The organism is Blastococcus sp. SYSU DS0541, from assembly GCF_054050875.1.
In genome coordinates, this window is record NZ_JBJHAD010000001.1 from 182,806 (window position 1) to 205,654 (window position 22,849).

Annotated in this window: 19 protein-coding genes and 2 tRNA genes; 9 read left to right on the forward strand and 12 right to left on the reverse strand. The window is 73.7% G+C overall.

The genetic code is table 11. The features are described from left to right. The first annotated feature begins 41 nt into the window (after positions 1–41). Together ACI794_RS00830 and ACI794_RS00835 are read left to right on the forward strand one after the other, a co-directional pair. Entirely contained in the window at positions 42–3,011 is a 2,970-nt protein-coding gene (locus ACI794_RS00830; RefSeq protein ID WP_456615590.1) for a UPF0182 family membrane protein, read from the forward strand. A 73-nt stretch (positions 3,012–3,084) separates the two neighbouring features. After that, positions 3,085–3,161 (forward strand) — tRNA-Met (locus ACI794_RS00835). A 60-nt stretch (positions 3,162–3,221) separates the two neighbouring features. Here the strand turns inward: ACI794_RS00835 and ACI794_RS00840 are convergent. Both ACI794_RS00840 and ACI794_RS00845 read right to left on the reverse strand, forming a co-directional pair. Further along, entirely contained in the window at positions 3,222–3,734 is a 513-nt protein-coding gene (locus tag ACI794_RS00840; protein WP_456602048.1) for a hypothetical protein, read from the reverse strand. A gap of 93 nt (positions 3,735–3,827) precedes the next feature. After that, positions 3,828–5,174 carry a threonine/serine ThrE exporter family protein gene (locus ACI794_RS00845; protein WP_456602049.1) on the reverse strand — a complete coding sequence of 449 codons (1,347 nt, stop codon included), beginning with the start codon at positions 5,172–5,174 and terminating at the stop codon, positions 3,828–3,830. A gap of 182 nt (positions 5,175–5,356) precedes the next feature. On the opposite strand from ACI794_RS00845, the gene ACI794_RS00850 reads away from it, so the two are divergent. Both ACI794_RS00850 and ACI794_RS00855 read left to right on the forward strand, forming a co-directional pair. Then, on the forward strand, positions 5,357–6,949 hold the full coding sequence (locus ACI794_RS00850) for a BCCT family transporter (RefSeq protein ID WP_456615488.1): 1,593 nt from the start codon (positions 5,357–5,359) through the stop codon (positions 6,947–6,949). A gap of 101 nt (positions 6,950–7,050) precedes the next feature. Continuing rightward, positions 7,051–7,124, forward strand: a tRNA-Met gene (locus tag ACI794_RS00855). On the opposite strand, the gene ACI794_RS00860 is transcribed toward ACI794_RS00855, so the two are convergent. Both ACI794_RS00860 and ACI794_RS00865 read right to left on the reverse strand, forming a co-directional pair. Beyond that, entirely contained in the window at positions 7,122–7,451 is a 330-nt protein-coding gene (locus ACI794_RS00860; RefSeq protein ID WP_456602051.1) for a hypothetical protein, read from the reverse strand. The two genes, ACI794_RS00855 and ACI794_RS00860, sit on opposite strands and share 3 nt — an antisense overlap. A 55-nt stretch (positions 7,452–7,506) precedes the next feature. Beyond that, the gene (locus ACI794_RS00865) at positions 7,507–7,950 is read right to left on the reverse strand and encodes a PPC domain-containing DNA-binding protein (RefSeq protein ID WP_456602052.1); all 444 of its coding nucleotides are present in this window, start codon (positions 7,948–7,950) and stop codon (positions 7,507–7,509) included. Between the two features lie 155 nt (positions 7,951–8,105). Between ACI794_RS00865 and ACI794_RS00870 the strand changes: the two genes are divergently transcribed. The 3 genes from ACI794_RS00870 to ACI794_RS00880 are packed head-to-tail and all read left to right on the forward strand — an operon-like array spanning position 8,106 to position 14,095. Next, positions 8,106–9,893 (forward strand): thiamine pyrophosphate-requiring protein, encoded by a 1,788-nt coding sequence (locus ACI794_RS00870; protein ID WP_456602053.1) that lies wholly within the window; start codon positions 8,106–8,108, stop codon positions 9,891–9,893. Between the two features lie 3 nt (positions 9,894–9,896). Beyond that, the gene (locus ACI794_RS00875) at positions 9,897–12,992 is read left to right on the forward strand and encodes an FAD-binding and (Fe-S)-binding domain-containing protein (protein ID WP_456615489.1); all 3,096 of its coding nucleotides are present in this window, start codon (positions 9,897–9,899) and stop codon (positions 12,990–12,992) included. Beyond that, the gene (locus tag ACI794_RS00880; RefSeq protein ID WP_456615490.1) at positions 12,989–14,095 is read left to right on the forward strand and encodes an enolase C-terminal domain-like protein; all 1,107 of its coding nucleotides are present in this window, start codon (positions 12,989–12,991) and stop codon (positions 14,093–14,095) included. Before ACI794_RS00875 ends, ACI794_RS00880 begins: the two co-directional genes overlap by 4 nt. 32 nt (positions 14,096–14,127) lie before the next feature. Here the strand turns inward: ACI794_RS00880 and ACI794_RS00885 are convergent, their stop codons facing one another. From ACI794_RS00885 to coxB, 8 genes are read right to left on the reverse strand one after another with little or no spacing between them, the layout of a single operon-like run. Beyond that, positions 14,128–15,402: a cytochrome b N-terminal domain-containing protein gene (locus ACI794_RS00885; protein ID WP_456602056.1), complete on the reverse strand. Its 1,275-nt coding sequence runs from the start codon at positions 15,400–15,402 to the stop codon at positions 14,128–14,130. After that, the gene (locus ACI794_RS00890; RefSeq protein WP_456602057.1) at positions 15,399–16,229 is read right to left on the reverse strand and encodes a QcrA and Rieske domain-containing protein; all 831 of its coding nucleotides are present in this window, start codon (positions 16,227–16,229) and stop codon (positions 15,399–15,401) included. Before ACI794_RS00890 ends, ACI794_RS00885 begins: the two co-directional genes overlap by 4 nt. Continuing rightward, the gene (locus ACI794_RS00895) at positions 16,226–17,059 is read right to left on the reverse strand and encodes a c-type cytochrome (RefSeq protein ID WP_456615491.1); all 834 of its coding nucleotides are present in this window, start codon (positions 17,057–17,059) and stop codon (positions 16,226–16,228) included. Before ACI794_RS00895 ends, ACI794_RS00890 begins: the two co-directional genes overlap by 4 nt. Continuing rightward, entirely contained in the window at positions 17,056–17,436 is a 381-nt protein-coding gene (locus tag ACI794_RS00900) for a c-type cytochrome (RefSeq protein ID WP_456579262.1), read from the reverse strand. The genes ACI794_RS00895 and ACI794_RS00900 overlap by 4 nt, the downstream gene beginning before the upstream one ends. After that, positions 17,433–17,903, reverse strand: a complete 471-nt coding sequence (locus tag ACI794_RS00905) for a hypothetical protein (RefSeq protein WP_456615492.1) — start codon at positions 17,901–17,903, stop codon at positions 17,433–17,435. Before ACI794_RS00905 ends, ACI794_RS00900 begins: the two co-directional genes overlap by 4 nt. Next, positions 17,900–18,508 (reverse strand): cytochrome c oxidase subunit 3, encoded by a 609-nt coding sequence (locus ACI794_RS00910; protein WP_456602060.1) that lies wholly within the window; start codon positions 18,506–18,508, stop codon positions 17,900–17,902. The genes ACI794_RS00905 and ACI794_RS00910 overlap by 4 nt, the downstream gene beginning before the upstream one ends. After that, complete coding sequence (gene ctaD, locus ACI794_RS00915; RefSeq protein WP_456615493.1) at positions 18,505–20,409, reverse strand: cytochrome c oxidase subunit I; 1,905 nt, start codon at positions 20,407–20,409, stop codon at positions 18,505–18,507. Before ctaD ends, ACI794_RS00910 begins: the two co-directional genes overlap by 4 nt. Then, positions 20,406–21,365 (reverse strand): cytochrome c oxidase subunit II, encoded by a 960-nt coding sequence (coxB, locus tag ACI794_RS00920; protein WP_456615494.1) that lies wholly within the window; start codon positions 21,363–21,365, stop codon positions 20,406–20,408. Before coxB ends, ctaD begins: the two co-directional genes overlap by 4 nt. Before the next feature lie 142 nt (positions 21,366–21,507). Here coxB and ACI794_RS00925 point away from each other — a divergent pair, with 142 nt between their 5' ends. After that, positions 21,508–22,158, forward strand: a complete 651-nt coding sequence (locus tag ACI794_RS00925) for an ABC transporter ATP-binding protein (protein ID WP_456615495.1) — start codon at positions 21,508–21,510, stop codon at positions 22,156–22,158. After that, positions 22,155–22,838: a heme exporter protein CcmB gene (locus tag ACI794_RS00930; protein WP_456615496.1), complete on the forward strand. Its 684-nt coding sequence runs from the start codon at positions 22,155–22,157 to the stop codon at positions 22,836–22,838. The genes ACI794_RS00925 and ACI794_RS00930 overlap by 4 nt, the downstream gene beginning before the upstream one ends. Positions 22,839–22,849 lie beyond the last annotated feature (11 nt).

Genomic DNA, 22,849 nt, shown 5'->3' on the forward strand with positions numbered 1-22,849 from the left:
CCGATGGCCACGCCTGCAACTGAAGGAGACCGCTCGTGGCCATGCGGCCCCCCGTGCCGGTACCGGCGCTGTCGCGGCGCGCGAAGCTGGTCATCGGCGCCATCGCCGTGCTGCTGGTGCTGTTCACCGCCGTCGGCACCCTCACCAACGTCTACGTCGACTACCTGTGGTTCGACGAGACCGGCTTCACCGAGGTGTTCTGGACCGAGCTCCAGTCCCGCGCGCTCCTCTTCGCCGTCGCGGGCGTGGCCACCGGTGGGCTCACCGCGCTGGCCATGTACCTGGCCTACCGCTTCCGCCCCACGTTCCGGCCGATGTCGCTCGAGCAGCAGAACCTCGAGCGCTACCGCCAGTCCCTCGAGCCGCGCCGCGGCCTGGTGCTCACCGGCATCGCCGTCGTCCTCGGGCTCTTCGCCGGGTTCACCGCGCAGAGCAGCTGGGAGACGTGGCTGTCGTTCCGCAACAGCACCGACTTCGGGCGCACCGACCCGCAGTTCGGCGTCGACCTGTCGTTCTTCGTCTTCGACTACCCCTTCTACCGGCTGCTGCTCGGCTTCGGGTTCGCGATCGTCATCCTCGCGCTCATCGGCTCGTTGCTGACCCACTACGTGTTCGGCGGGCTGCGGCTGCAGACCCCCGGCCAGAAGCTGACCGGCGCCGCACGGGTGCAGCTCTCGGTGCTGCTGGGCGTCTTCCTCGCCCTCAAGGCCGTCGCCTACTGGCTGGACCGGTACGGGCTGGTCTACTCCAACCGCGGTGACGTCTTCACCGGCGCCAGCTACACCGACGTGAACGCGCTGCTGACGCCCAAGACGATCCTGGTCTTCGTGGCGGCCGTCTGCGCCGTGGCGTTCTTCGCCAACATCGTCGTCCGCAACTTCCTGCTCCCGGCCGCCGCCCTGGTCCTGCTCCTGGTCTCCAGCCTGGTGATCGGCGTCGCGTACCCGGCGATCGTCCAGCAGTTCGTCGTCGGCCCCAGCGCCAACGAGAAGGAAGAGCCCTACATCGAGCGGGCCATCACGGCGACGCGGGACGCCTACGACCTCGCCGAGATCGACTACGTCGACTACGCGCAGGACGCGACCGGCGACGAGGTCGACCCCGAGGCGGCACTGGCCGACCTGCGGGCGGACTCCGAGACCATCCCGAACGCCCGCCTGCTGGACCCGAACGTCCTCTCCGACACGTTCACCGCACGGCAGCAGATCCGCAACGTGTACGGCTTCCCGGAGAAGCTGGACATCGACCGGTACACGATCGACGGCGAGACCCGCGACTACGTGGTGGCGGTCCGCGAGCTGAACAGCTCGGGGCTGTCGGAGAACCAGGACACCTGGATCAACCGGCACACCGTCTACACGCACGGCAACGGCTTCGTGGCGGCGCCGGCGAACGAGGTCGTCGCAGGCCAGGAGGGCGGCGAGCCCCGGTTCACCACCCGCGACCTGCCGACCCGCGGCAACATCGACGTCGAGCAGCCGCGCATCTACTACGGCGAGCTGATCCAGATCAACGGCCAGGACGTGTACTCGGTGGTGGGGGCCCCCGAGGGCGCCGAGCCGCGCGAGTTCGACCTGCCCGAGGGCGGGTCCGACGAGCGGCAGATCAACAACACCTACGACGGCGAAGGTGGCGTCGAGATCGGCAGCTTCTTCCGCCAGCTGGCCTTCGCCATCCACTACCGGGAGCGGAACTTCCTGCTCTCCAGCGCGGTCAACGAGGAGTCCAAGGTCCTCTACGTCCGCGACCCGCGGGAGCGGGTGCAGAAGGTCGCGCCGTTCCTCGAGATCGACGGCGACCCCTACCCGGCGGTCATCGACGGCGAGATCCAGTGGATCCTCGACGGCTACACGACGTCGGACTCCTACCCCTACGCCGAGCAGATGCAGCTGGGCGAGGCCGCGGCCGACGCCCTCACCGGCACGGGGACGACGGCTCTGCCGAACGAGACCTTCAACTACATCCGCAACTCCGTGAAGGCGACGGTCGACGCCTACGACGGCACGGTGCGGCTGTACGAGTGGGACACCGAGGACCCCGTCCTCAAGACCTTCATGAAGGCTTTCCCCGGTGTCGTGCTGCCCAGGGACGAGATGCCCGAGGGGCTGGTGGACCACATCCGCTACCCCGAGGACCTGTTCAAGGTGCAGCGGGACATCCTGACGCGCTACCACGTCGACGACCCGCAGAACTTCTACAGCGGCAACGACCGGTGGCAGATCCCGGACGACCCGACGCAGAACACCGACCAGGCCCAGCCGCCGTACTACATCCTGGCGGAGCGGCCCGGCGAGGAGGGGGCGTCGTTCCAGCTGACGAGCGCGCTGAACGCCTTCAACCGGCAGAACCTCTCGGCGTTCGTCTCGGCGTCCAGCGACGCGGACACCTACGGGCAGCTGCAGGTGCTGAGGCTCCCGGGCAACACGCCCTTCCGCGGGCCCCAGCAGGTGCAGCAGTCGTTCAACACCAACGACGAGGTCGCGCGTGACCTGAACCTGTTCCGCAGCGCGGACTCCACACCGGTGTTCGGCAACCTGCTCACCCTGCCGATCGGCGACGGCGGCCTGCTCTACGTCGAGCCGCTCTACGTCGAGGGCACCGGGGAGAACTCCTTCCCGCTGCTCCGCAAGGTGCTGGTGAACTACGGCGACCGGGTGGGCTACGCCGACACCCTCGCCCAGGCGCTGGACCAGGTCTTCGGGCCGGGGGCCGGGGAATCGGCCACCGACAACGACGACACCGGTGCCGACGGCGACGCGTCCGGCGATCTGCCCGAGACGCCGGCACCGGAGGACCCGGCGCCGGCCGAGCCGCCGGCGAACGGCGGCGGGGACACCCCGAACGCCACGGTGCTGGCGGACGCGGTGGCGGACATGAACGCGGCCCTGGCCGCGCTCGCGGACGCCCAGCGGGCGGGTGACTTCGCCGGTCAGGGTCAGGCGCTCGAGGACCTGCAGGAGGCCGTGACCGCCTACCAGGAGGCCCAGGCCGCAGCCGACGCCGTCGACTGACCCCCGTCTCGCGGGTGGGTGGGTGCCCCCGGGCGCCCGCCCACCCCGGGAGCTGGTAGGCTGGCTCTACCGACGCGGGGTGGAGCAGCTCGGTAGCTCGCTGGGCTCATAACCCAGAGGTCGCAGGTTCGAATCCTGTCCCCGCTACCACCACGAAGGCCCGGTCCCCCAGGGACCGGGCCTTCGTCGTGCTCGGGGCGGGGCGCCGGTTCAGCGCGGGCCGAGGCGCTCCCCGACGTCGAGAGGTTCGCGCGACCGGTGGTCCTCCTGCCGGGGCGTCCGGCGGTACGGCGTGGGGCGCGGCCGGCGGGCCGCGCCTGCGTCGTGTGCCCGACCCGGCGTCGGGACGACGGGCTCGGCGGCCGGCGGCGTGACCGCGTGCGCGGGCGGGCGGGGCCGGGTGGTCAGCGCGGCGAGGAGCGTGTGCGGTCGGGTGCGGTCCTGGTCGGGGACGGGTGCCCCGGCGGGCAGCGGCCGGGCCGGCGCCGCCGGGAACGGCTCTCGCCGCGGCGGGTGTGCCGGGTCGGGCAGGCGCAGCTCGGCGAGGTCCTTCCACGTCGAGTGCCGCAGCCCGTCGACGGTGCAGCGCACGCGCGCGGAGACCCGGCCGTCGGGCGTGTGCCGCCAGCCGAGCAGCTCGCCGGAGTACCAGATCCCGCGGTGGTGGATCTCCACCGGCTGCGGGTCACCGACGAACCTGCTCGCCGCCCCGTTCCCCGCCACGAGCCGGACTGTAGGTGGGGCGCGAGCGGCGGAGCCGGAGGCGCGCACGGCCCCCGCCGCGGCCTGTCCCACCGTTCACACGGGTCCGCGCAGTCAGGTCTGCGTCGTCTGGCCCGCGCGCTGCGGGCGGCTCCTCGGGCGTGCCGCGCGGGCCTGGACCAGGCCGGTCAGGCGCCGCTCGCCGGGCAGGCGGGTCCGCCGCAGGGCCTGCGCCACGTACTCGCCGAGCAGCGACCCCGCCGCGAGGGCCAGACCGATGGTGATCGCCGTCCCCAGCAGGGTGATCCCGCCGATCGTGTCGCCCTCGGTCAGCCGGCGGAGGCCTCGGTAGATCACCAGCCCGGGCAGCAGGGGGATGATCCCGGCGGCGACGTAGACCAGCGCGGGGACGCGCTGCCGGCCGGCCAGGGCGAACGCGCCCAGGCCGATGACGACGGCGGCGGCCGCGGTCGCGATGGTGACCGAGAGCCGCAGCGCGTCCAGCCCGACGAAGACCGCCCAGCCGAGCGCGCCAGCGGCCGCGGCCGGGGGCAGGGTGCGCCGGGGGGCGTGGTTGGCGACGGCGAAGGAGGCCGAGATCGCGGCCGCGGCGGCGAGCTGCAGCGGTACGTCGCCGAGGCCGCCGGACGGCGGGTCCCACATCGCGACCGGGACGCCGAGCCGCACGCCGATCGACAGGCCGACCGCGACCCCGCTGATGATCCCGGCGGTGAGCAGGAACGTCTCGAAGGCCCGCGCGCTCGCCGTCACGTAGAAGCCGGTGATGGCGTCGTGCACCGCGCCGACGAGCGTGACACCGGGCAGCAGCAGGACTATCCCGCCGGCGACGACGAGCGACGGGCGGACGCCGATGTCGGCGGCGACCAGCGCCAGGGCGACCGCCGTGGCGATCAGGCCCCCGACGGCGTTGAGGAAGAAGGCGGGCAGCCCGCGGCGGCCCAGCCGGTCGATGGCGAGGTCGACGAGCACGGTCGCCCCGAACGCCGCCGCCGTCACCGCGGGACCGGCGCCGAGCAGGACGGCCACCGCGGCCGCCAGCAGCGCCCGGGCTCCCGTGACCACCCAGCGCCGGTAGGGCTGCGGGCTGGCGGCGACCCGCTCGAGCAGGCGGTCGGCCTCCGCGGGGGTGACCCGCCCCGCGGCGAGGTCGCCGACCACGTTGTGGACGGCGGTGGCGCGGGAGTAGTCCAGCTCGCGCTGCTGGACCAGGCGCAACCCGCTGACGGGTCCTGCGTCCTGCGCGGCGTGGCCGGAGACGGTGATCGAGGTGAAGGTGATGTCGCACTCCACCCGCCGGAGGCCGCAGGACCGGGCCACGACCGTGCAGGTCGCGGTGACCTCGGCGGCGCTGGCACCCGCGGACAGGAGCAGCTCGCCTGCCCGGAGGGCCAGGTCGACGGCGCGGTGGGCGTCGTGGGGTGCGAGGGGCTGCGGCGGCACCCGTCCACGATCCCCGACGCGCCCCGTCCCGCGCTGGTGGGACTCGTCACCCGCGGGAAGATGCGTTTCCCGGTGCTTGCTGCGACTCTGGATGATCGTGCTGCCCCGGGGGTACTCCCTGCCGGGCGGCGCGGCCGGTCGTCGACCGGCTGTCCCGTCCCCTACCGAAGGAACCGCCCCTCGTGCGAAGAACCTCCGTCGTCTTCTGGGCCTCGCTGGCTGTCGTGCTCCCGTTCGTCCTCTGGGGAGCACTGTCACCTGCGTCCCTGGACTCCGCGGCCACATCGGCGCGCACCTTCGTCGTCGACCGGTTCGGCTGGTTCTACCTGCTGACCGCGACGATCGTGCTGATCGCCGTGATCGCGCTGGCGGCCTCGCGGTGGGGGCGGGTGCGGCTGGGCAAGGACGACGACCGGCCGGAGTACAGCACCCGGGCGTGGTTCGCGATGCTCTTCAGCGCCGGGATGGGCATCGGGCTGGTGTTCTGGGGCGTGGCGGAGCCGGTGTCGCACTTCATCACCCCGCCGACGGCCACCCCGGAGAGCACGGAGGCCGCCCGTGACGCCCTGCGGTACTCGTTCTTCCACTGGGGCCTGCACCCGTGGGGCATCTACGCCGTCCTGGCGCTGGCGCTGGCCTACGCCCGCTTCCGCCGCGGCTGGAAGGCCACCATCAGCGGGGCGCTGCGGCCGCTCCTCGGGGACCGCGTCGACGGCCCGTTGGGGGCCGCGGTCGACACGATCGCGGTGGTGGCCACCGTCTTCGGCGTCGCGACGTCGCTCGGCCTCGGGGCCGCCCAGATCAACGGCGGTCTGAACTCCCTCGACGACGGCATCGCGATCGGCTCCGGCGTGCAGCTGGCGATCATCGCGGTGGTCACCGTCCTCTTCCTGATCTCCGCGCTGTCCGGCATCAACCGCGGGATCAAGTGGTTGTCGACCGCCAACGTCGTGCTCGCGATCGCGCTCTTCGCCTTCGTGCTCTTCACCGCCTCGTCCGGCCGGCTCGTGGGCGCGTTCACCACGACCCTCGGCAGCTACTTCGCCGAGCTGCCCACGATGAGCCTGCAGACCGGTCCCTTCGACCCCCAGCGCTCGGAGTGGATCAACGGCTGGACGATCTTCTACTGGGCGTGGTGGATCTCCTGGTCGCCGTTCGTGGCGACCTTCATCGCGCGCATCTCGCGCGGCCGCACCATCCGCGAGTTCGTCATCGGAGTGCTGGCGGTGCCCACGCTGGTCAGCGGGCTGTGGTTCTCGGTGTTCGGCGGGGCCGGCATCCTCGCCGAGCAGGAGGGCGCCGGGCTCGCGGGCCAGGCGACCGAGCAGCAGCTGTTCGCGCTGCTGGACACCCTGCCGGGCGGCGTGATCGCCGGGATCGGGGCGATGATCCTCATCGTCACCTTCTTCGTCACCAGCGCCGACTCCGCCACCTTCGTCCTCGGCTCGCTGAGCAGCCGCGGCGGGCAGGACCCGGCGCGCGTCGTCAGCGTGATCTGGGGTCTGGTCATCTCGGCCTCCGCCGCCGTGCTGCTGGTCAGCGGGGGTCTGGGCGGGGTGCAGACCGCGTCCATCGTCGCCGCGTTCCCGTTCGCGGTGGTGCTGCTCCTGGTCCTCGTCGCGCTGGTCAAGGGGCTCGGGCAGGAACCGCGCATGCCGCGCCGGGCGCCGGAGGAGCCGCTGCCGCCGGTCGCGTCGGCACCGGCCGAGGGCAGCCGGGGCAACGGGGCCACGGCCGCGCCCGCGCCGACCGGCACCGGCACCGGCACCTCCTGAGGTCCGCCGGTCCCGCGGGTCGAGCACCGGCCGTGGGACCGGCAGCAGGCCACCGGCGCCGATGCCGATGCCGATGCCGATGCCGTAGCGTGGTGGCACAGCGCGGGGTGGAGCAGCTCGGTAGCTCGCTGGGCTCATAACCCAGAGGTCGCAGGTTCGAATCCTGTCCCCGCTACGACCGCGTGGCCGAGGCCTCGCCCGCTCCCGGCAAGGGGTGGGCGAGGCCTCTGTCCCAGGTGGGCGGATCCGCCCGGGTCAGGGCAGCCCCGGTCGCGACCGCAGCCGCCTCGGTGCTCTGGTGTGCGATGCCCTCGACCCCGGCCGCGCGCTGCGCTGCGGCGGACCTGCCGAGCAGCCAGACGATCAGCAGCACGGCGAAGACGATCACGATGACCCCGACGGCGAGCGCGGCGATCCGCCGTCGGGCCGGCTTTCCGCTCCCGACGCGGGCCTGGGGGTCGTGCGGTCGACCCTCGCCGCGGTGGTCTCCTCCTGCGCTCATCGGTCCTCCTGGGACGGCCGGTGCCGCGCCCGCGGCCACCGGGTGGGGGCGCGCCTCAGCGCGCGTCGGGGTCGATCAGGGCGAGGCCGGACGCGGGGTCGGGTCGGCGCCGCAGGTACGTCGGGCTCGTGGTCACGACCATCTCCAGGGTCGGCCGGGTCACCGCGCGCAACAGGTGCCCGCCGACCGTGGACCCGTCCCGCAGCCCGCAGACCACGTGACCGTGCACCAGCCACCCGCCGTCCCCGTCCAGCGTGATGTCACCGGCCAGCGTCAGGACCTCCGCCTGGCTGTCCACGGGGATCTCGAGGTATCGCTGCTCCTCGAGGTCGTAGAAGCCCAACGTCGCCTCGGCGAAGGCGCCGATCGCGGTGAAGGACGCGGCTGGCAGATCCGTGCTGCGCGCCCATTCGGTCAGGCTCGAGACCACCTCGTCACCGGTCGCGAACACGAGCACCTGCTGACGAGGCGGGCCGTCGGTGAGCGTGGTCGCCTTCATGTCGTCCTCCCGGGGGCCGACGTCTGGTTCGAGCTCGGGCGGTCCGGTCCCGGACGGGGGACACGGTCATCCGATCGTAAAGTCATGCCTCGGTTCCACCCCCGCCCGCCGGGTAGCGCGAAGGGCGACGGTGCAACCCAACGGGAGGATCTCCCATGAGCCAGACTGTCGCCGACGTGCTCCTGGACCGGCTCCGGGAATGGGACGTCACCAAGGTCTTCTCCTATCCCGGTGACGGGATCAACGGCATCCTCGAGGCCTTCGGCAAGCAGGACGGGCTGCAGTTCGTCCAGTCCCGCCACGAGGAGATGTCCGCCTTCGAGGCGGTTGGGTACGCCAAGTTCACCGGCCGGGTGGGTGTCTGCCTGGCCACCTCGGGCCCGGGTGCGATCCACCTGCTGAACGGTCTCTACGACGCCAAGCTCGACCACGTCCCGGTGGTCGCGGTCGTCGGCCAGACCGACCGGAGCGCCATGGGCGGCTCCTACCAGCAGGAGGTCGACCTGCTGTCGTTGTTCAAGGACGTCGCCCACCACTACGTCCACGTGGTCAACACGCCCGAGCAGCTGCCCAACGTGATCGACCGGGCCATGCGGATCGCCGCCGCCGAGCACGCGCCCACCGCCGTGATCATCCCGGCCGACGTGCAGGAGCTCGAGTACAGCCCGCCGACGCACGAGCACAAGATGGTGCCCTCCAGCAGCGTGCACACCTCGACGCCCACGGTGGTCCCGGACGACCCGTCGATCCGGGCGGCGGCCGATCTGCTCAACAGCGGGAGCAAGGTCGCGATGCTGATCGGGCAGGGGGCGCGCGGCGCCCGCGCCGAGGTCGTCCAGGTCGCCGACATCCTCGGCGCCGGCGTCGCCAAGGCGCTGCTCGGCAAGGACGTGCTCCCCGACGACCTGCCGTTCGTGACCGGGTCGATCGGCCTGCTGGGCACCCGCCCGACCTGGGAGATGATGGAGAACTGCGACACGCTGCTGACGGTCGGGTCGAACCTGCCCTACAGCGAGTTCTTCCCCGAGTACGGCCAGGCCCGGGGCGTCCAGATCGACCACGACGCGACGTTCATCGGGATGCGGTACCCGTACGAGCTGAACCTCGTGGGGGACGCCGCCACGACGCTCCGCGCGCTGATCCCCCTGCTGGAACGCAAGTCCGACCGTTCCTGGCGCGACGGGATCGAGGACGGGGTCCGGCGCTGGTGGGAGACCATCCACATGCGGGCCATGACCGATGCGGACCCGGTCAACCCGATGCGGCTGTTCTGGGAGCTCAACGACCGGATGCCCGGGAACGCCATCATCACGGCGGACTCCGGGTCGGCGGCCAACTGGTATGCCCGGCACCTGCGGTTCGGTCCCGACAACCGGGGTTCGTTGTCGGGCACCTTGGCCACGATGGGGCCGGGCGTGCCCTACGCCATCGGTGCGAAGTTCGGCCATCCGGACCGGCCGGCCATCGCCTTCGTCGGCGACGGGGCGATGCAGATGAACGGCATGGCCGAGCTCATCACCGTCTCCCGCTACTGGCAGGAGTGGACCGACCCGCGGCTGGTCGTGGCCGTCCTGCACAACAACGACCTCAACCAGGTGACCTGGGAGATGCGGGCCATGGGCGGCTTCCCGAAGCTCGCCGAGTCGCAGACCCTGCCCGACGTCTCCTTCGCGGACTTCGCGGCGGGGCTGGGGTTCGAGGCCATCACCGTCGACGACCCCGACCAGATCGGTCCCGCGTGGGACCGGGCCCTCGCGGCGGGCCGTCCGGCGGTGCTGGACGTGCACTGCGACGCCGACGTCCCGCCGATCCCGCCGCACGCGACCCTCGAGCAGATGACCGAGACCGCGAAGTCGTTGTTCAAGGGCGACGAGGACGCCTGGGGAGTGGTCAAGACGGGGGCCAAGACCAAGATCCAGGAGTTCCTCCCGCGTCGGAGCTGACCCATGGCGGTCACCGACCTCCCACCGCCGACCAGCCGACCGCCGGACCCGGCCGGGCCCGACCGGGTCGACGTCGCGGGCCTCGAGGCGGACCTGCGCCGCCGGGTCGACGGCGGCGTGCGCTTCGACGACGGCACCCGCGGCGCCTACTCCACCGACGCGTCGAACTACCGGATCCCACCACTGGGCGTCGTGGAGCCGCGCACGGTGGAGGCCGCGGTCGAGGCGGCGGCGGTCTGCCGGGAGCACGGCGTCCCGCTGCTGTCCCGCGGCGGCGGCACGAGCCTGGCCGGGCAGACGACGAACGCCGCCGTCGTCCTGGACTGGAGCCGGCACTGCGACCGGCTCGTCTCGGTCGACACCGGGCAGCGGACCTGCGTCGTGGAGCCGGGGATGGTGCTGGACCACCTCGACGCCGAGCTGGCCGAGCACGGGCTCACCTGGGGACCGCAGCCGGCCACCCACTGGGCGTGCACGGTCGGCGGCATGCTCGGGAACAACGCCTGCGGCGCCTCGGCGCAGGTGTACGGCAAGGCGGTGGACAGGGTCTCCCGGCTGGAGGTGCTGCTGGCCGACGGCACGCGGATGTGGGTCGGCCCGACCAGCGACGAGGAGTACGCCGAGATCCTGCGCGCCGGCGGCCGCCCGGCCGTGGTCCACCGGGGGCTGCGCGAGCTGAGGGACCGGTACCTGGCCGAGATCCGCACGGGGTTCCCCCGCATCCCGCGGCGGGTGTCCGGCTACAACCTCGACGCGCTGCTGCCCGAGAACGGCTTCGACGTCGCCCGGGCGCTGGTCGGCAGCGAGGGCACCCTCGTGACCCTGCTGCAGGCGGAGCTGCAGCTGTCGGAGCTGCCCCGCGCCCGGCAGCTGGCGGTGCTGGGCTACCCCGACGTCGTCGCCGCCGGTCGGGACGTGCCCCGGGTGCTCCGGCACCGGCCGCACCGGCTGGAGGGCGTCGACGAGGTGCTGCGCCGCAACCAGGACGAGCTCGGGATGAACCCGCGGGCGCTGGAGAAGCTGCCGGACGGCGGCGGCTGGCTGCTGGTCGAGCTCGCCGGCGACGAGGACGACCTGGCCGGGCGGATGGCGCGGCTGGTCGAGGACGTGCGGTCCGCGGACGAGCCGCCGGAGGTCCTGGTGCTCGACGACCCCGGGGACCAGGCCGACATGTGGGCCTTCCGCGAGTCCGGGCTCGGCGCCACCGCCCATCCGCCGGACGCGCCCGACACCTGGCCCGGCTGGGAGGACTCCGCCGTCGCGCCGGAGCGGCTGGGGGACTACCTGGCCGACCTTGCCGCGCTCCTCGACCGGCACCGCCTCACGCCGTCCTCGCTGTACGGCCACTTCGGTCACGGCTGCGTCCACCTCCGGATCCCCTTCCCGCTCGGCGCGCCCGGCGGGGAGGAGACCTACCGGTCGTTCCTGGAGGACGCGGCCGACCTGGTCACGCGGTACGGCGGCTCGATGTCCGGCGAGCACGGCGACGGCCAGGTGCGCGGCGAGCTGCTGGCACGGATGTTCTCGCCGGAGCTGGTGACGGCCTTCGGGCAGGTGAAGGCGTTGCTGGACCCCGACGACCGGATGAACCCGGGGAAGGTCGTGGCGCCCTATCCCCTCGACTCGTACCTGCGCATGACCGCGGACTACCCGGCCTGGGAGCCCGAGGTGGCCTTCGGCTACCCCGAGGACGACGGGTCCTTCGCTCACGCAGCCGCGCGCTGCGTCGGCGTCGGCAAGTGCCGGTCCTCGCTGGACGTCGCCTCCGGGCAGGTGATGTGCCCGAGCTACCAGGTCACCGGGGACGAGAAGCACTCCACCCGGGGTCGCGCCCGCCTGCTGTTCGAGATGATGCGGGGTGAGCTGATCCCGGACCGCTGGCGCTCGACCGCCGTCCACGACGCGCTGGACCTGTGCCTGGCCTGCAAGGGCTGCCGCAGCGACTGCCCGGTCGACGTCGACATGGCGACGTACAAGGCGGAGTTCCTCTCCCACCACTACGCGGGCCGGCTCCGCCCGCGGACCCACTACTCCCTCGGCTGGCTGCCGCTGGTCACCCGGGTCGCCGCGCTGGCCCCGCGCGCGGCGAACGCGCTGACGCACGCGCCCGGCCTGCGGGCGCTGGCCAAGGCGGTGGGCGGGGTGACCCCGGAGCGCGAGCTGCCGCTGTTCGCCCCGCAGCGCTTCACGCACTGGTACCGCGAGCGGGGGCCGCGCGGGTCGGGGGAGCGCGGGGAGGTGCTCCTGTGGCCGGACACCTTCACCGAGTTCTTCCAGCCGCACGTCGGCCACGCGGCGGTGACGGTGCTGGAGGACGCCGGCTTCACCGTCCGGGTGCCGGACCAGGAGCTCTGCTGCGGGCTGACCCTCATCTCCACGGGGCAGCTGGCGACCGCCGCCCGCGTCCTGCGACGGACCGCACGGGCGCTCGGACCAGCGTTGGCGGACGGCATGCCGGTCGTGGCCCTGGAGCCCAGCTGCACCGCGGTCTTCCGCTCCGACGCCCCCGAGCTCCTCCCGGACGACGAGCACGTCCGTCTGCTGGCCGACCGCACCCGGACGCTGGCCGAGCTCCTGGAGGAGCGCGCACCCGACTGGACGCCACCCGCGGCGGACCGCGCCGCGATGGTGCAGACCCACTGCCACCACCACTCGATCATGGGGTTCGACGCGGATCGCCGGCTGCTGGCGAAGGCCGGTTTCGACGCCGACGTGCTCCACTCCGGCTGCTGCGGGCTGGCCGGCAACTTCGGCTTCGAGCGCGGCCACTACGAGGTGTCGATGGCCTGCGGCGAACAGGTCCTGCTGCCGGCGGTGCGGGCCGGCGACCCCCGGGCGGTCGTGCTCGCCGACGGCTTCAGCTGCCGCACCCAGGTCGAGCAGGGGGAGACCGGCCGCCGGGCCGTGCACGTCGTCGAGGCCCTGGCCGGGCTGGTCTCCGGTGCGCGGCTCGAGGACCACCCGGAGCGGGCGCTCGCACCGACGGCGCGGCCGCCTGGCCGGCTCGCGCAGGCGGCCACGCTGGCGGCGGTGGGCGGGGTCGCCGGTGGGGTCGTGGCCTCGGCCGTGCGGCGCGCGCGGGCAGGGGCGCGGCCGTGACGGTCGTCCCGGAGGTCCCCGTGCAGGCGGTGGACGTCGCCGTCTACCGGCTGCCGACCGACCGACCCGAGGCCGACGGCACGCTGCAGTGGGACGCGACGACGGCGATCGTGGTGCGCGCGCGTGCGGGGGGCCGCACCGGGACCGGCTGGACCTACGCCGATGCGGCGGCCGCGGCGGTGGTCCGGGGGCTGCTGGCCGGCGTGGTGGAGGGCAGGTCGGCGCTGCACCCGCAGGCCGCCGCGCACGCGATGGCCCGTGCCGCCCGCAACGCAGGCGTGCGAGGGCTGGTCGCCATGGGCATCTCCGCGGTCGACGTCGCCCTCTGGGACCTCAAGGCGCGGCTGCTCGACGTGCCGCTGGCGGTCCTCCTCGGCGCCGTGCGGGAGGAGTCGCCGGTCTACGCGAGCGGAGGGTTCACCAGCTACGGCGACGCCGCCACCCGCGAGCAGCTCGAGGGCTGGCTGGATCGCGGCTTCGACCGGGTGAAGATCAAGATCGGGGAGTCCTGGGGGGAAGCGGTCGCCCGCGACCTGGCGCGCACCCGGCTGGCCCGGCAGATGGTCGGGGACGAGGTGGCGCTGCTCGTCGACGCCAACGGGGGATACACCGTGAAGCAGGCGGTCCGGGTGGGCCGCGCGCTGGACGAGCTCGGCGTCGTGTGGTTCGAGGAGCCGGTCTCCTCGGACGACCCCGACGGGTTGGCGCTCGTGCGCCGCAGCCTGGACTGCGACGTCGCCGCCGGTGAGTACGCCGCCCGGATCGAGGACTTCACCGTGCTCTGCGGCGGCGCCGTCGACTGCCTGCAGGTGGACGCCAGCCGCTGCGGCGGGGTGACCGAGTGGCTGCGCGCGGCCGCGCTCGCCGGGGGGCACGGGCTCGAGGTCTCCGCGCACTGCGTTCCCGCGCTGCACGCCCACCTCGGCCTGGCGACTCCCAACCTGCGCCACCTGGAGTGGTTCCACGACCACGAGCGCTTCGAGGCGCGCCTGTTCGACGGCGCTCCCGAGCCCCGCCGGGGACGGGTCCGCCCCGACCCGGGCGCACCGGGGCTCGGCCTGGCCCTCCGCGAGGCCGACCTCGAGGAGCTCCGGATCGACTGAGTCACCGGCCGTCGAGTCCTCCGGTGAGCGGCTCAGGCCGGTAGCTGCCCGGACCGCCGCCGGGCGTACCAGTACGCGAGGAGGGCGAGCACCGGTGGTGCGGCCACGAACGCCACCCGCAGGATGGCGATCACGGTGGTGACGGGTGCGCCGGTGATCTGGGCGAGCACGTCGCTGGCCGCGCCCAGCGAGGTCAGCACCGTGACGGTCGCGAGCAGCGTGACGAAGGCGACCCGGACGGGGGCGCGGAACGGGTGCTCGCTGAGGTCCTGCTCGGCGGAGGGGCGGGGCCGGAACAGGTGCTCCAGCAGCGGGTAGAGCACGGCTGCTCCGCCGAGGACCACCGGCAGCAGCACCCCGCCGAGCAGGGGGTTGGTGATCGTCGCCCCGAGCACGGTGACCTCGACGGCGGGGAGCAGCAGGATCGCCCCCTCCATCGGGAACAGGTACCAGTCGGGGTACATGTCGTTGCCCGCGACGCCGGGGAGGAACGGGCCGATGTGCGTGACGTCGCCGAAGGGCACCAGCGTGGCCGCGAGGACCACGAGCGCGCAGACGAGCACCGCCAGGAGCCCCGCGCGCGACCGCAGCCCCGCACCGCTGGGCACGACCACCACCAGCCGGCCGTCGTCCCCCCTGCGCTGCGGCAGCACGGTGTGCCGGTGCCGGACGACCAGCCACAGGTGGAGGGCCAGACCGAGGAGGAAGGCCAGCGGCAGGAGCAGGACGTGCAGCCAGAACAACCGGCCGACGACGTCGTCGACGTCGGGCCCGGCGAACGCCAGGTCGGCCAGCTCGGTGCCGACGTAGGGGATGCTCGCCGCGATCGTGTAGCCGATCCGGACGCTGCTGCCGGTGACCACGTCGTAGACGAGGTTCTGACCGGTCCAGCCCAGGCCCAGGGCCAGGGCCAGCAGCACGAGCCCGACCAGGTAGTTCGTGAACCTGCGCCCCCGGAACGCGCCGGCGAGCAGCACGCGCAGCACGTGCAGCAGGAGCGCGGCCACGAACAGGTAGCTGGCCGCGCGGTGCACCCGCCGCAGCAGCAGCCCCCCGGGCACGTCCTCGCTGATCGTGACCACCGAGGAGAAGGCCGCGGGCAGCTCCCGGCCGGCGTACAGGGCGGCCGAGCCGTCGTACTCCACGAGCTCGGTGGAGGGCTGGTAGAAGAACGTCAGCACCAGGCCGGTCAGCAGCAGGACCACGAAGGAGACCACCGCGACCGGGCCGAGCAGGAACGACCAGTGCGTCGGGACGATGAGCTCGCGCAGCCACCGCGGCCGGGCGGGGCTCTCCTGCACGCTCATCCGCGCACCGGCCCGATCGGCGTCCGGAACCCGCTCGTCGCCACGAGGAAGCCGTCGTCGTCCACCCCGAGAGGGAGCTGGGGGAGGGGGCGGGAGGCCGGGCCGAACGTCGGCACCGCCCCCCGCGCCGCGTCGAACGTCGCCTGGTGGCACGGGCAGAACAGCGAGTCGCTGTCCTCCTGGTACAGGCCGACGGGGCAACCGGCGTGGGTGCAGATCTTCGAGTAGGCGACGAGGCGGTCACCGACCACCCACTCCAGCACCGTGGGGGGCTCCGCCTCCTGCGTCGCCAGGCGGACCAGCACCACGGCCGACAGGTCGGCGCGGACCGCACCCTCCGGCCACACCGTGCCGAAGCCGCCCACCGGCACGTCGGCGGCGCGGATGCGTTGCCCCTCCGCGGTGACCAGGTGGACCCCGCGCCGCCAGGCCGTCCCCGGTCCCCGGTCCCGCCCGGACCAGGCGAGGAGCCCGACGCCGGCGAGGGCGGCGACCACCAGGGCCCCGAGACCGCCGAGGACCCGGCGCCGGCGCACCGGGGTGCTCACGGCGGCCCCCGCGGCGGCCGCCACCGGCGCAGCGCCCGGCCGGCGCTCGTCCGGCCAGGCGAGTTCCTGCGCCGCCGGACCGCCGACCTGGCCGAACAGCAGGGCCGCACCCAGCAGGGCACCGGTCAGCGTCAGGCCCAGCGCCGCCGTCGACCAGCCCAGGAACACCCCGGCGACGAAGGCGACGAGCAGGCCGGCGGCGACGGCGCCCACGCCGATCGGCACGGGGCGGCGCAGCCGGTCCCGGCCGGTGCCGGGCGGAGCCTCGGTACCGGTCACGGCCTGGGTCCCTCCGTCTCCTCCGTCTCGTCCACCGGTGGCCCCTCGGACCGCACGGCCGGCCGCCGGCCCCGCCGGGCGACGAGGAACAACGCCCCCACCATCGCCAGGGCCAGCAGCGCGGTGAAGGCGGCGCCGTACACCCGCCCGATGTCGGACATGCCCAGCGGCGTGGTCTCCGCGTCGGACAGGTCCTGCACGTAGGCGGCGATGTCGGCGGCGTCCTGCTCGCTGAGCACCTCGTCGCCGAACCTCGGCATCTCGAACGGGCCCACCCGGAGGGCCTCGACGATCCCGGTGGGGTCGACGCCGGTCACCTCCGGGGCGATCGTCCCGTCGGCCGAGATGCCGCCGTTGCCCGCGGCGCTGTGGCAGGGCGCGCAGTTGGTCAGCCAGAGCGGCTGACCGCGGCCGGGGTCGCCGTCGCCCACCTCGGGGACCGCGCCCTCCAGCCCGAACTCCTCGGTCATCCAGGCCACCACCGCGACCCGCTGGGCGTCGGTGAGCCGCTCCTCCACGGCCCCCACCTCGCGGTGCAGGATCGGCATCCGCCCGGTGCGGATGACCAGGTCGACGTAGGCCACCGGCAGCCCGCGGAGGTCGGGTCCGGCCTCCACCCCGGTCCCGGGGATGCCGGTCCCGTCGTTGTTGTGGCAGATCCCGCAGTACCGCTGGTAGATCGTGCCGCCCGCCGTGAGCTCCTCGGCCGGTGGCTCCGGGGCGGGGGCGGCCTCGACCGGCGCCGTGACCAGGGTCAGCGCGGCGCAGGTGAGGACCAACGCCAGCACCAGCACCCAGCGCGCCGGGCGCCCCGGCGGGTGCGCCCTCACGGTGACCCCAGCGAGTACAGGTAGGCGACGATGTCCTCGACGTCGTCGTCGGTGACGCCGAGGTCGGGCATCAGGCTGTCCGGTTCGATCTCCTGCGGATCCTGGATCCAGGCCCGGAGGTTCTCCGGCGTGTGGGGGAGCGTCCCGGCGACGGTCCGCCGGTCGACGATGGTGCCCAGCGGGGGACCGACCCTTCCCTGCGGGCCCGCGACGCCCGGCACCTGGTGGCAGGCGACGCACCCATACTCGCCGAGCAGGACGCGACCGGCCTCCACCGAGCCCTCGGCATCCCCGGTGGTGCCGGTGCACGCGCTGAGGGCGGCGACCGCGACCGCGAGCGCCCCCAGCCGCGAGCCCGGCCGCCGGTGGCCGCTCACCAGCACGGTCCGTACGCGAGGACGGGCGGCAGCGCCAGCGCGATGAGCCCGATCGCCAGCAGGTTCATGGTGAGGCCGGTGAGCGCCAGCATCCGGTTGCGCGCGGGGCCGGGCACCGGGTCCCAGGCGCCGGCCGGGGGCGCCTCCTCCGGGTCCCTCCGCCGCCTCCACGGCAGCAGCGGCCGGGGCTCGGGACCCGGGACCGCGGCGGACTCCGCCTGGGGCGGCAGATGCCGCATCGCCCACCACGATGCCCACGTCGCCGCCGCGGCCACCGCCGTCAGCACCACGGTGAGCACGACGAGGAAGAGGGGGAGCGCGAGGCCCTCGGTGGGGCAGGTCGCCTCGATGGACCAGTAGCCGACGAGCAGGTGCGCCAGCCAGGCTGCCGTACCGCCACCGACACCGAACCAGAAGAGGACCGGGCGGCCGGCGGCTCGCTTCGTCTCGGGGGTCGCGGCGGTCACCAGAACCTCGGCGTCAGGTAGAGGGTGGCGGCGACGACGATCCAGGACCAGACGACGAAGTACCAGTAGTGCGCGGCCGTCACCGTCATCTCCTGCTCCCGCGGCCGCATGCCGCCCGAGCGGACGCGCAGGAGCACGATGCCGAGGCCGAGCAGCGCCAGGGCGGCGTTGAGGTGGTGGAAGCCGGCGAGGGCGAGGAAGAGGGAGCCGTAGACGTCGCGCTGCGGGTCGACGTCGTTCGCGGAGTAGTCGGCGAACTGCACGACCAGGAACGCCACCCCCAGGACGACAGCGGTGGCGAGGGCGGCGGCGCCCCGGCCGTCGGCGCGACCGGCCCGCGCCGCCAGGTGGACCGCGGCCACCGGGACGGCGCTGAGGACCAGCAGCCCGGTGGCGACCGCGGTCAGCCCCAGCGCCGGGGCGGGGGTCGGGTCCGGCGGCCAGGTGTCGAACCCGTCGCGCAGGTAGAAGTAGGAGAACTCCAGCGCCGCCAGCATGGACACCAGGACGAGCTGGAGCAGCAGCATCCCCCACCACCCGGTGCCCCGCGCGATGTGCGGGGCCGGACGGGGAGCGGCCTCACCGGCGTGCCCGCTGGTCCTCACGGCTGGTCCTGCCTGTCCCACACCCAGACCACGCCGACGACGACGGCGGCGAGCACGCCGGTGAGGGCGACGGGGTAGACGTCGATCATGGTGCCGATGAGCGCGAGGGTGAGCGCGGAGGCCATCAGCAGCGGCCACCACGACTTCTGCGGCAGCGTGACCAGCTCCTCGGGTGCGGCGTCGAGGACGCTGGTCAGCACGACCTGCCGCACGGGGGCGCGGGGCTCGCGCAGCTCGTCCTGCCAGGTGGCCGGGTCGTACTTCGGCCGGAACGGCCGCGTGTCCCACAGCGGCGACCGGCTCGCTACCTCCGGTATGCCGCGGAAGTTGTAGGCGGGCGGGGGCGAGCTCGCGTACCAGTCCAGGGTCTCCCCACCCCACGGGTCGTCGCCGGCGCGCTCCCCGCCGCGCGCCGACACGACCACGTTCCCGAGCGTCATGAGCAGGCCCAGCGTGAGCACGACCGTGCCCCACGTGGCCATGGCCTGCGTGGTCTCCCACCCCGTGTTCTCGGCGTAGGTGTAGACGCGGCGCGGCATGCCCTGCAGCCCGGTGATGTGCAGGGGGAAGAACGTCACGTTGAAGCCGATGAAGGTCAGCCAGAACCCGACCTTGCCGATGCGCTCGTCGAGCAGCCGGCCGGTCATCTTGGGCACCCAGAAGTGGATGGCGGCCAGCACCGGGAAGAGGATCCCGCCGATGAGCACGTAGTGGAAGTGGGCGACGACGAAGTAGCTGTCGTGCGCCTGGGTGTCGAAGGGGACGGAGGCGACCATCACCCCGGTGACCCCGCCGAGGACGAAGATCACGATGAACCCGACGACGTACATCATCGGTGTCTTCCACACCGCCCGGCCCTGCCAGATGGTGGCGATCCACGCCGAGATCTGGATGGCGCTCGGGATGGGGATGAAGAGGCTCGCCAGCGAGAAGAAGGCCAGCCCGAGCTGTGGGATGCCGGTGACGAACATGTGGTGCACCCACACGCCGAACGACAGGACGCCGATGGCGACCGTCGAGACCGCGATCAGGCTGTAGCCGACCATCCGGCTGCGGGCGAAGACCGGCACGATCGTGGAGACGATGCCCAGCCCCGGCAGCAGGATGATGTAGACCTCGGGGTGGCCGAAGAACCAGAAGAGGTGCTGCCAGAGCAGCGACTCGCCGCCGGCCGCCGGGTCGTAGAAGTGCGTGCCGATCTTGCGGTCGAGCTCGAGCAGCACGCTGGCGATCACCAGCGGCGGGAACGCGAAGATGACGGCGATGCCGGTGACCAGCACGTTCCACGCCAGCAGCGGCATCTGGCTGATCTTCATGCCCGGCGCGCGGTTGCGGAGGATGAGGACGACCAGCTCGATCGCGCCCGCGATGGTGGCGATCTCGACGAACGTCACGCCGAGCAGCCAGAAGTCGATCGAGGCGCTCGGGGAGTACTCCGGCCCGGTCAGCGGTGTGTAGGCGAACCAGCCCCCGTCGGGGACCTGGCCGAACAGGAAGCTGCTGTAGAGGAAGATCCCGCCGAGCACGTAGATGTACCAGCCGAACGCGGTCAGCCGCGGGAAGGGCAGGTCGCGGGTGCCCAGCATCAGCGGCAGGAAGTACATCGCGAACGCTTCGCCCACGGGCACGGCGAACAGGAACATCATCGTCGTGCCGTGCATGGTGAACAGCTCGTTGTAGGTCTGCGCGTCGAGGAAGGTGCTCTCGGCGCTCCCGAGCTGCCAGCGCATCAGCACCGACTGGATGCCGCCCAGGCCGAAGAAGACGAACGCGGTGACCAGGAAGCGCTGGGCCACCTGCTTGTGGTTCAGCGCCGTGAACCAGCCGGCTGCCCCGGGGGGCGTGGCCCAGGTCGCGGCCAGCCGGTCCTCGGTGGCGGGGGGATCCTGCAGCGCGGTCACTCGAGGCTCTCCAGGTAGGCCAGCAGCGCCTGCAGGTCTGCGCCGGAGAGGTTGTTCGGCGGCATGCGCACGCCCGGCTTGAGGCCCTGGGGGTCGAGGATCCAGCCGGCCAGGTTGCCGCGGGTGTTCTCCAGCATCCCGGCGGCGATGGTGTCGCGCGTGGCCAGGTGGGTCAGGTCGGGCGCGAAGTCGGCACCTTCGCTGACGTCCTCGATCCGGTGGCACTGGCCGCAGCCCGCCGCCAGGTACACCTCGCGGCCGGCCTCCGCCAGCTCGCCGACCGGCTCGGCGGTGGTGGCCTGCAGCGCGCGGAGGTGCTCGGCGAACTCCTCGGCGGGCTGGGCGACGAGGACGAACTGCATGCGGGCGTGCTGGATGCCGCAGAACTCGGCGCACTCGCCCAGGTACCTGCCGGGCTCGTCGACCCGGAACGAGAGCGTGTTGGTCTGGCCCGGGAGCAGGTCCAGCTTGCCGGCGACCGGTGGGATCCAGAGGCTGTGGATCACGTCGGCCGACGTCATCTCCAGCCGGACGGGCCGGCCGACCGGCACGTGGATCTCGTTCGCCGTCACGACGTCGGCCTCGGGGTAGCGCACCTCCCACCAGAACTGGTGGCCGACGACCTCCACCGTCAGCTCCCCGGGGGGCGGCGGGCGGGAGATGTCCACGCCGACCACGAGGCTGTAGGCGAAGACGATCGGCAGGACGACGATCGGGACCACCACGCCCCAGACAGCGATGAACGACTTGGCGCCACGGTCCGAGGCGCGCGGTTCCCGGTGCGCGCGGTGCCGCAGGGCCAGCACGAGGAAGACGACGGTGAGCAGCCACAGCAGCCCGCCCAGGGTGATCATGAACCAGGTGAGGCCGGCGATCTGCGCCGCCTCGGGACCCACCGGATCGAGCACCGAGCCCGGCTCCGGTGCCGCCACCGGAGCGAGTTCGGCAGGCACCATCGCGGACCTCCGTGGCGGGTGGACGGGCACGCCCCCCGGGCGCCCCCGCTGCGGTCCTCCCCGACCCTAGCGGCTCGGCGACGCCGCACAACCGCAGCACCGCGGCCCCGGGAGCGGGCCCGGTGGCACGATCCTGGCCACGATGACCCAGTCGAGCACCGACGGCCCCGGCGGCGTGCACCCGCCCGCGCTCGCCCTCCACGAGGTGACCCGCCGCTACGGGGGCCGGACCGCGCTGGCCCCCCTGACGCTGCGGCTCGCGGCCGGGGCGGTCTGCGTCGTCGCCGGGGGGAACGGTGCGGGCAAGACCACCCTGCTGCGGATCGCGGCCGGGTTGGTCGAGCCGACGTCGGGCACCCGCTCGGTCACCGGGCGGGCGCTCTACCTGCGACCCGGTGCGGCGGCGCGCCGCCGGCAGCGGGCGCTGGAGGCCGTGGCCTTCGCCGGCGCCCTGGCCGGGCGGGCGGACCCGGCGACCTCCGCGGCGGGCGCTCTGACCGCCTGCGGCCTCCCCGAGGAGGTGTGGCACCACGAGACCGGCCGCCTCTCGGCGGGCCAGCGCGCGCGGGTCACCCTGGCCGTCGCCCGCGTCGCCGCCCCGGCGGTGGTGTGCCTCGACGAGCCGATGGAGCACCTCGACGCCGATGGCCGGGAGGCGGTGCGCCGGACCGTCGGGGCGCTGGCCGTCGAGGGGTCGGCGGTGCTCGTCGCGGGGGCCGACGTCGCCGCGCACCTCGGCCCGGTCGACGCCCGCCTGGAGCTCGTCGGCGGCGCCGCGACGGTGCTCGGGTGAGCGGCCGGGGCGGAGCGCGGCACCGGGTGCTCCCCGCCGGCGCGCTGCGCACCCTCGCCGTGCTGGTCCGGCGGGATGCCCGGGTCGCCCTGGGCGGGGTCGACGGCTTCGCGTCGGTGCTGCCGTTCGTGGCGGCCGGCGTCGTCCTGGGGGGCCTGGTGCTCGGCCCCGACCCCGCAGCGCTGCGGACGGCGGCCCCCGGGCTGGTCTGGCTCCTGGTGCTCACCGCCGCCGTCCCGCTGGCCCGGCTGGTCGCGGCGGCGGAACGGGACGAGGACTCCTGGGACCTGCTGCGCGGCCTCGTCCCGCCCGGGGTGCTGCTGCTGGCCAAGGCGACCGTCGTCTGGACGGCGCTGGCGGTCACCTGGGCCACGGGGACCCTCCTCGCCGTCCTGCTGCTCGACGGGACGGTGTCCGCCGCCGGGTGCGTCGCCGCGGTGCTCGGTCTGGCGGGGGTCGCGGCGAGCACCACCGTCTTCGGCGCCCTGCTGACGGCGTCGGCGCGCGGGGCAGGGTTGCTCGCCGCGCTGGTCCTCCCCGCCGGGCTCCCCGCGCTCCTGGCGGGGACGCAGGCCGGACTCGCCGCGGAGCCCCTCCCGTGGCTCGCCCTGCTCGTCGCCTACGACCTGGTCGCCGGCGCGACCGCCTGGGCCGTCTTCCCCTTCCTCCTCGAGGAGTGAGAGGCTGGCCG

Bases quoted from the DNA above. Each gene is read 5' to 3' on its own strand.
- ACI794_RS00830 (WP_456615590.1), top strand. From the start codon at position 42: ATGCGGCCCCCCGTGCCGGTACCGGCGCTGTCGCGGCGCGCGAAGCTG.
- ACI794_RS00860 (WP_456602051.1), bottom strand. From the start codon at position 7,451: ATGAGCGCAGGAGGAGACCACCGCGGCGAGGGTCGACCGCACGACCCC.
- ACI794_RS00865 (WP_456602052.1), bottom strand. From the start codon at position 7,950: ATGAAGGCGACCACGCTCACCGACGGCCCGCCTCGTCAGCAGGTGCTC.
- ACI794_RS00870 (WP_456602053.1), top strand. From the start codon at position 8,106: ATGAGCCAGACTGTCGCCGACGTGCTCCTGGACCGGCTCCGGGAATGG.
- ACI794_RS00875 (WP_456615489.1), top strand. From the start codon at position 9,897: ATGGCGGTCACCGACCTCCCACCGCCGACCAGCCGACCGCCGGACCCG.
- ACI794_RS00885 (WP_456602056.1), bottom strand. From the start codon at position 15,402: ATGAGCGTGCAGGAGAGCCCCGCCCGGCCGCGGTGGCTGCGCGAGCTC.
- coxB (WP_456615494.1), bottom strand. From the start codon at position 21,365: ATGGTGCCTGCCGAACTCGCTCCGGTGGCGGCACCGGAGCCGGGCTCG.
- ACI794_RS00925 (WP_456615495.1), top strand. From the start codon at position 21,508: ATGACCCAGTCGAGCACCGACGGCCCCGGCGGCGTGCACCCGCCCGCG.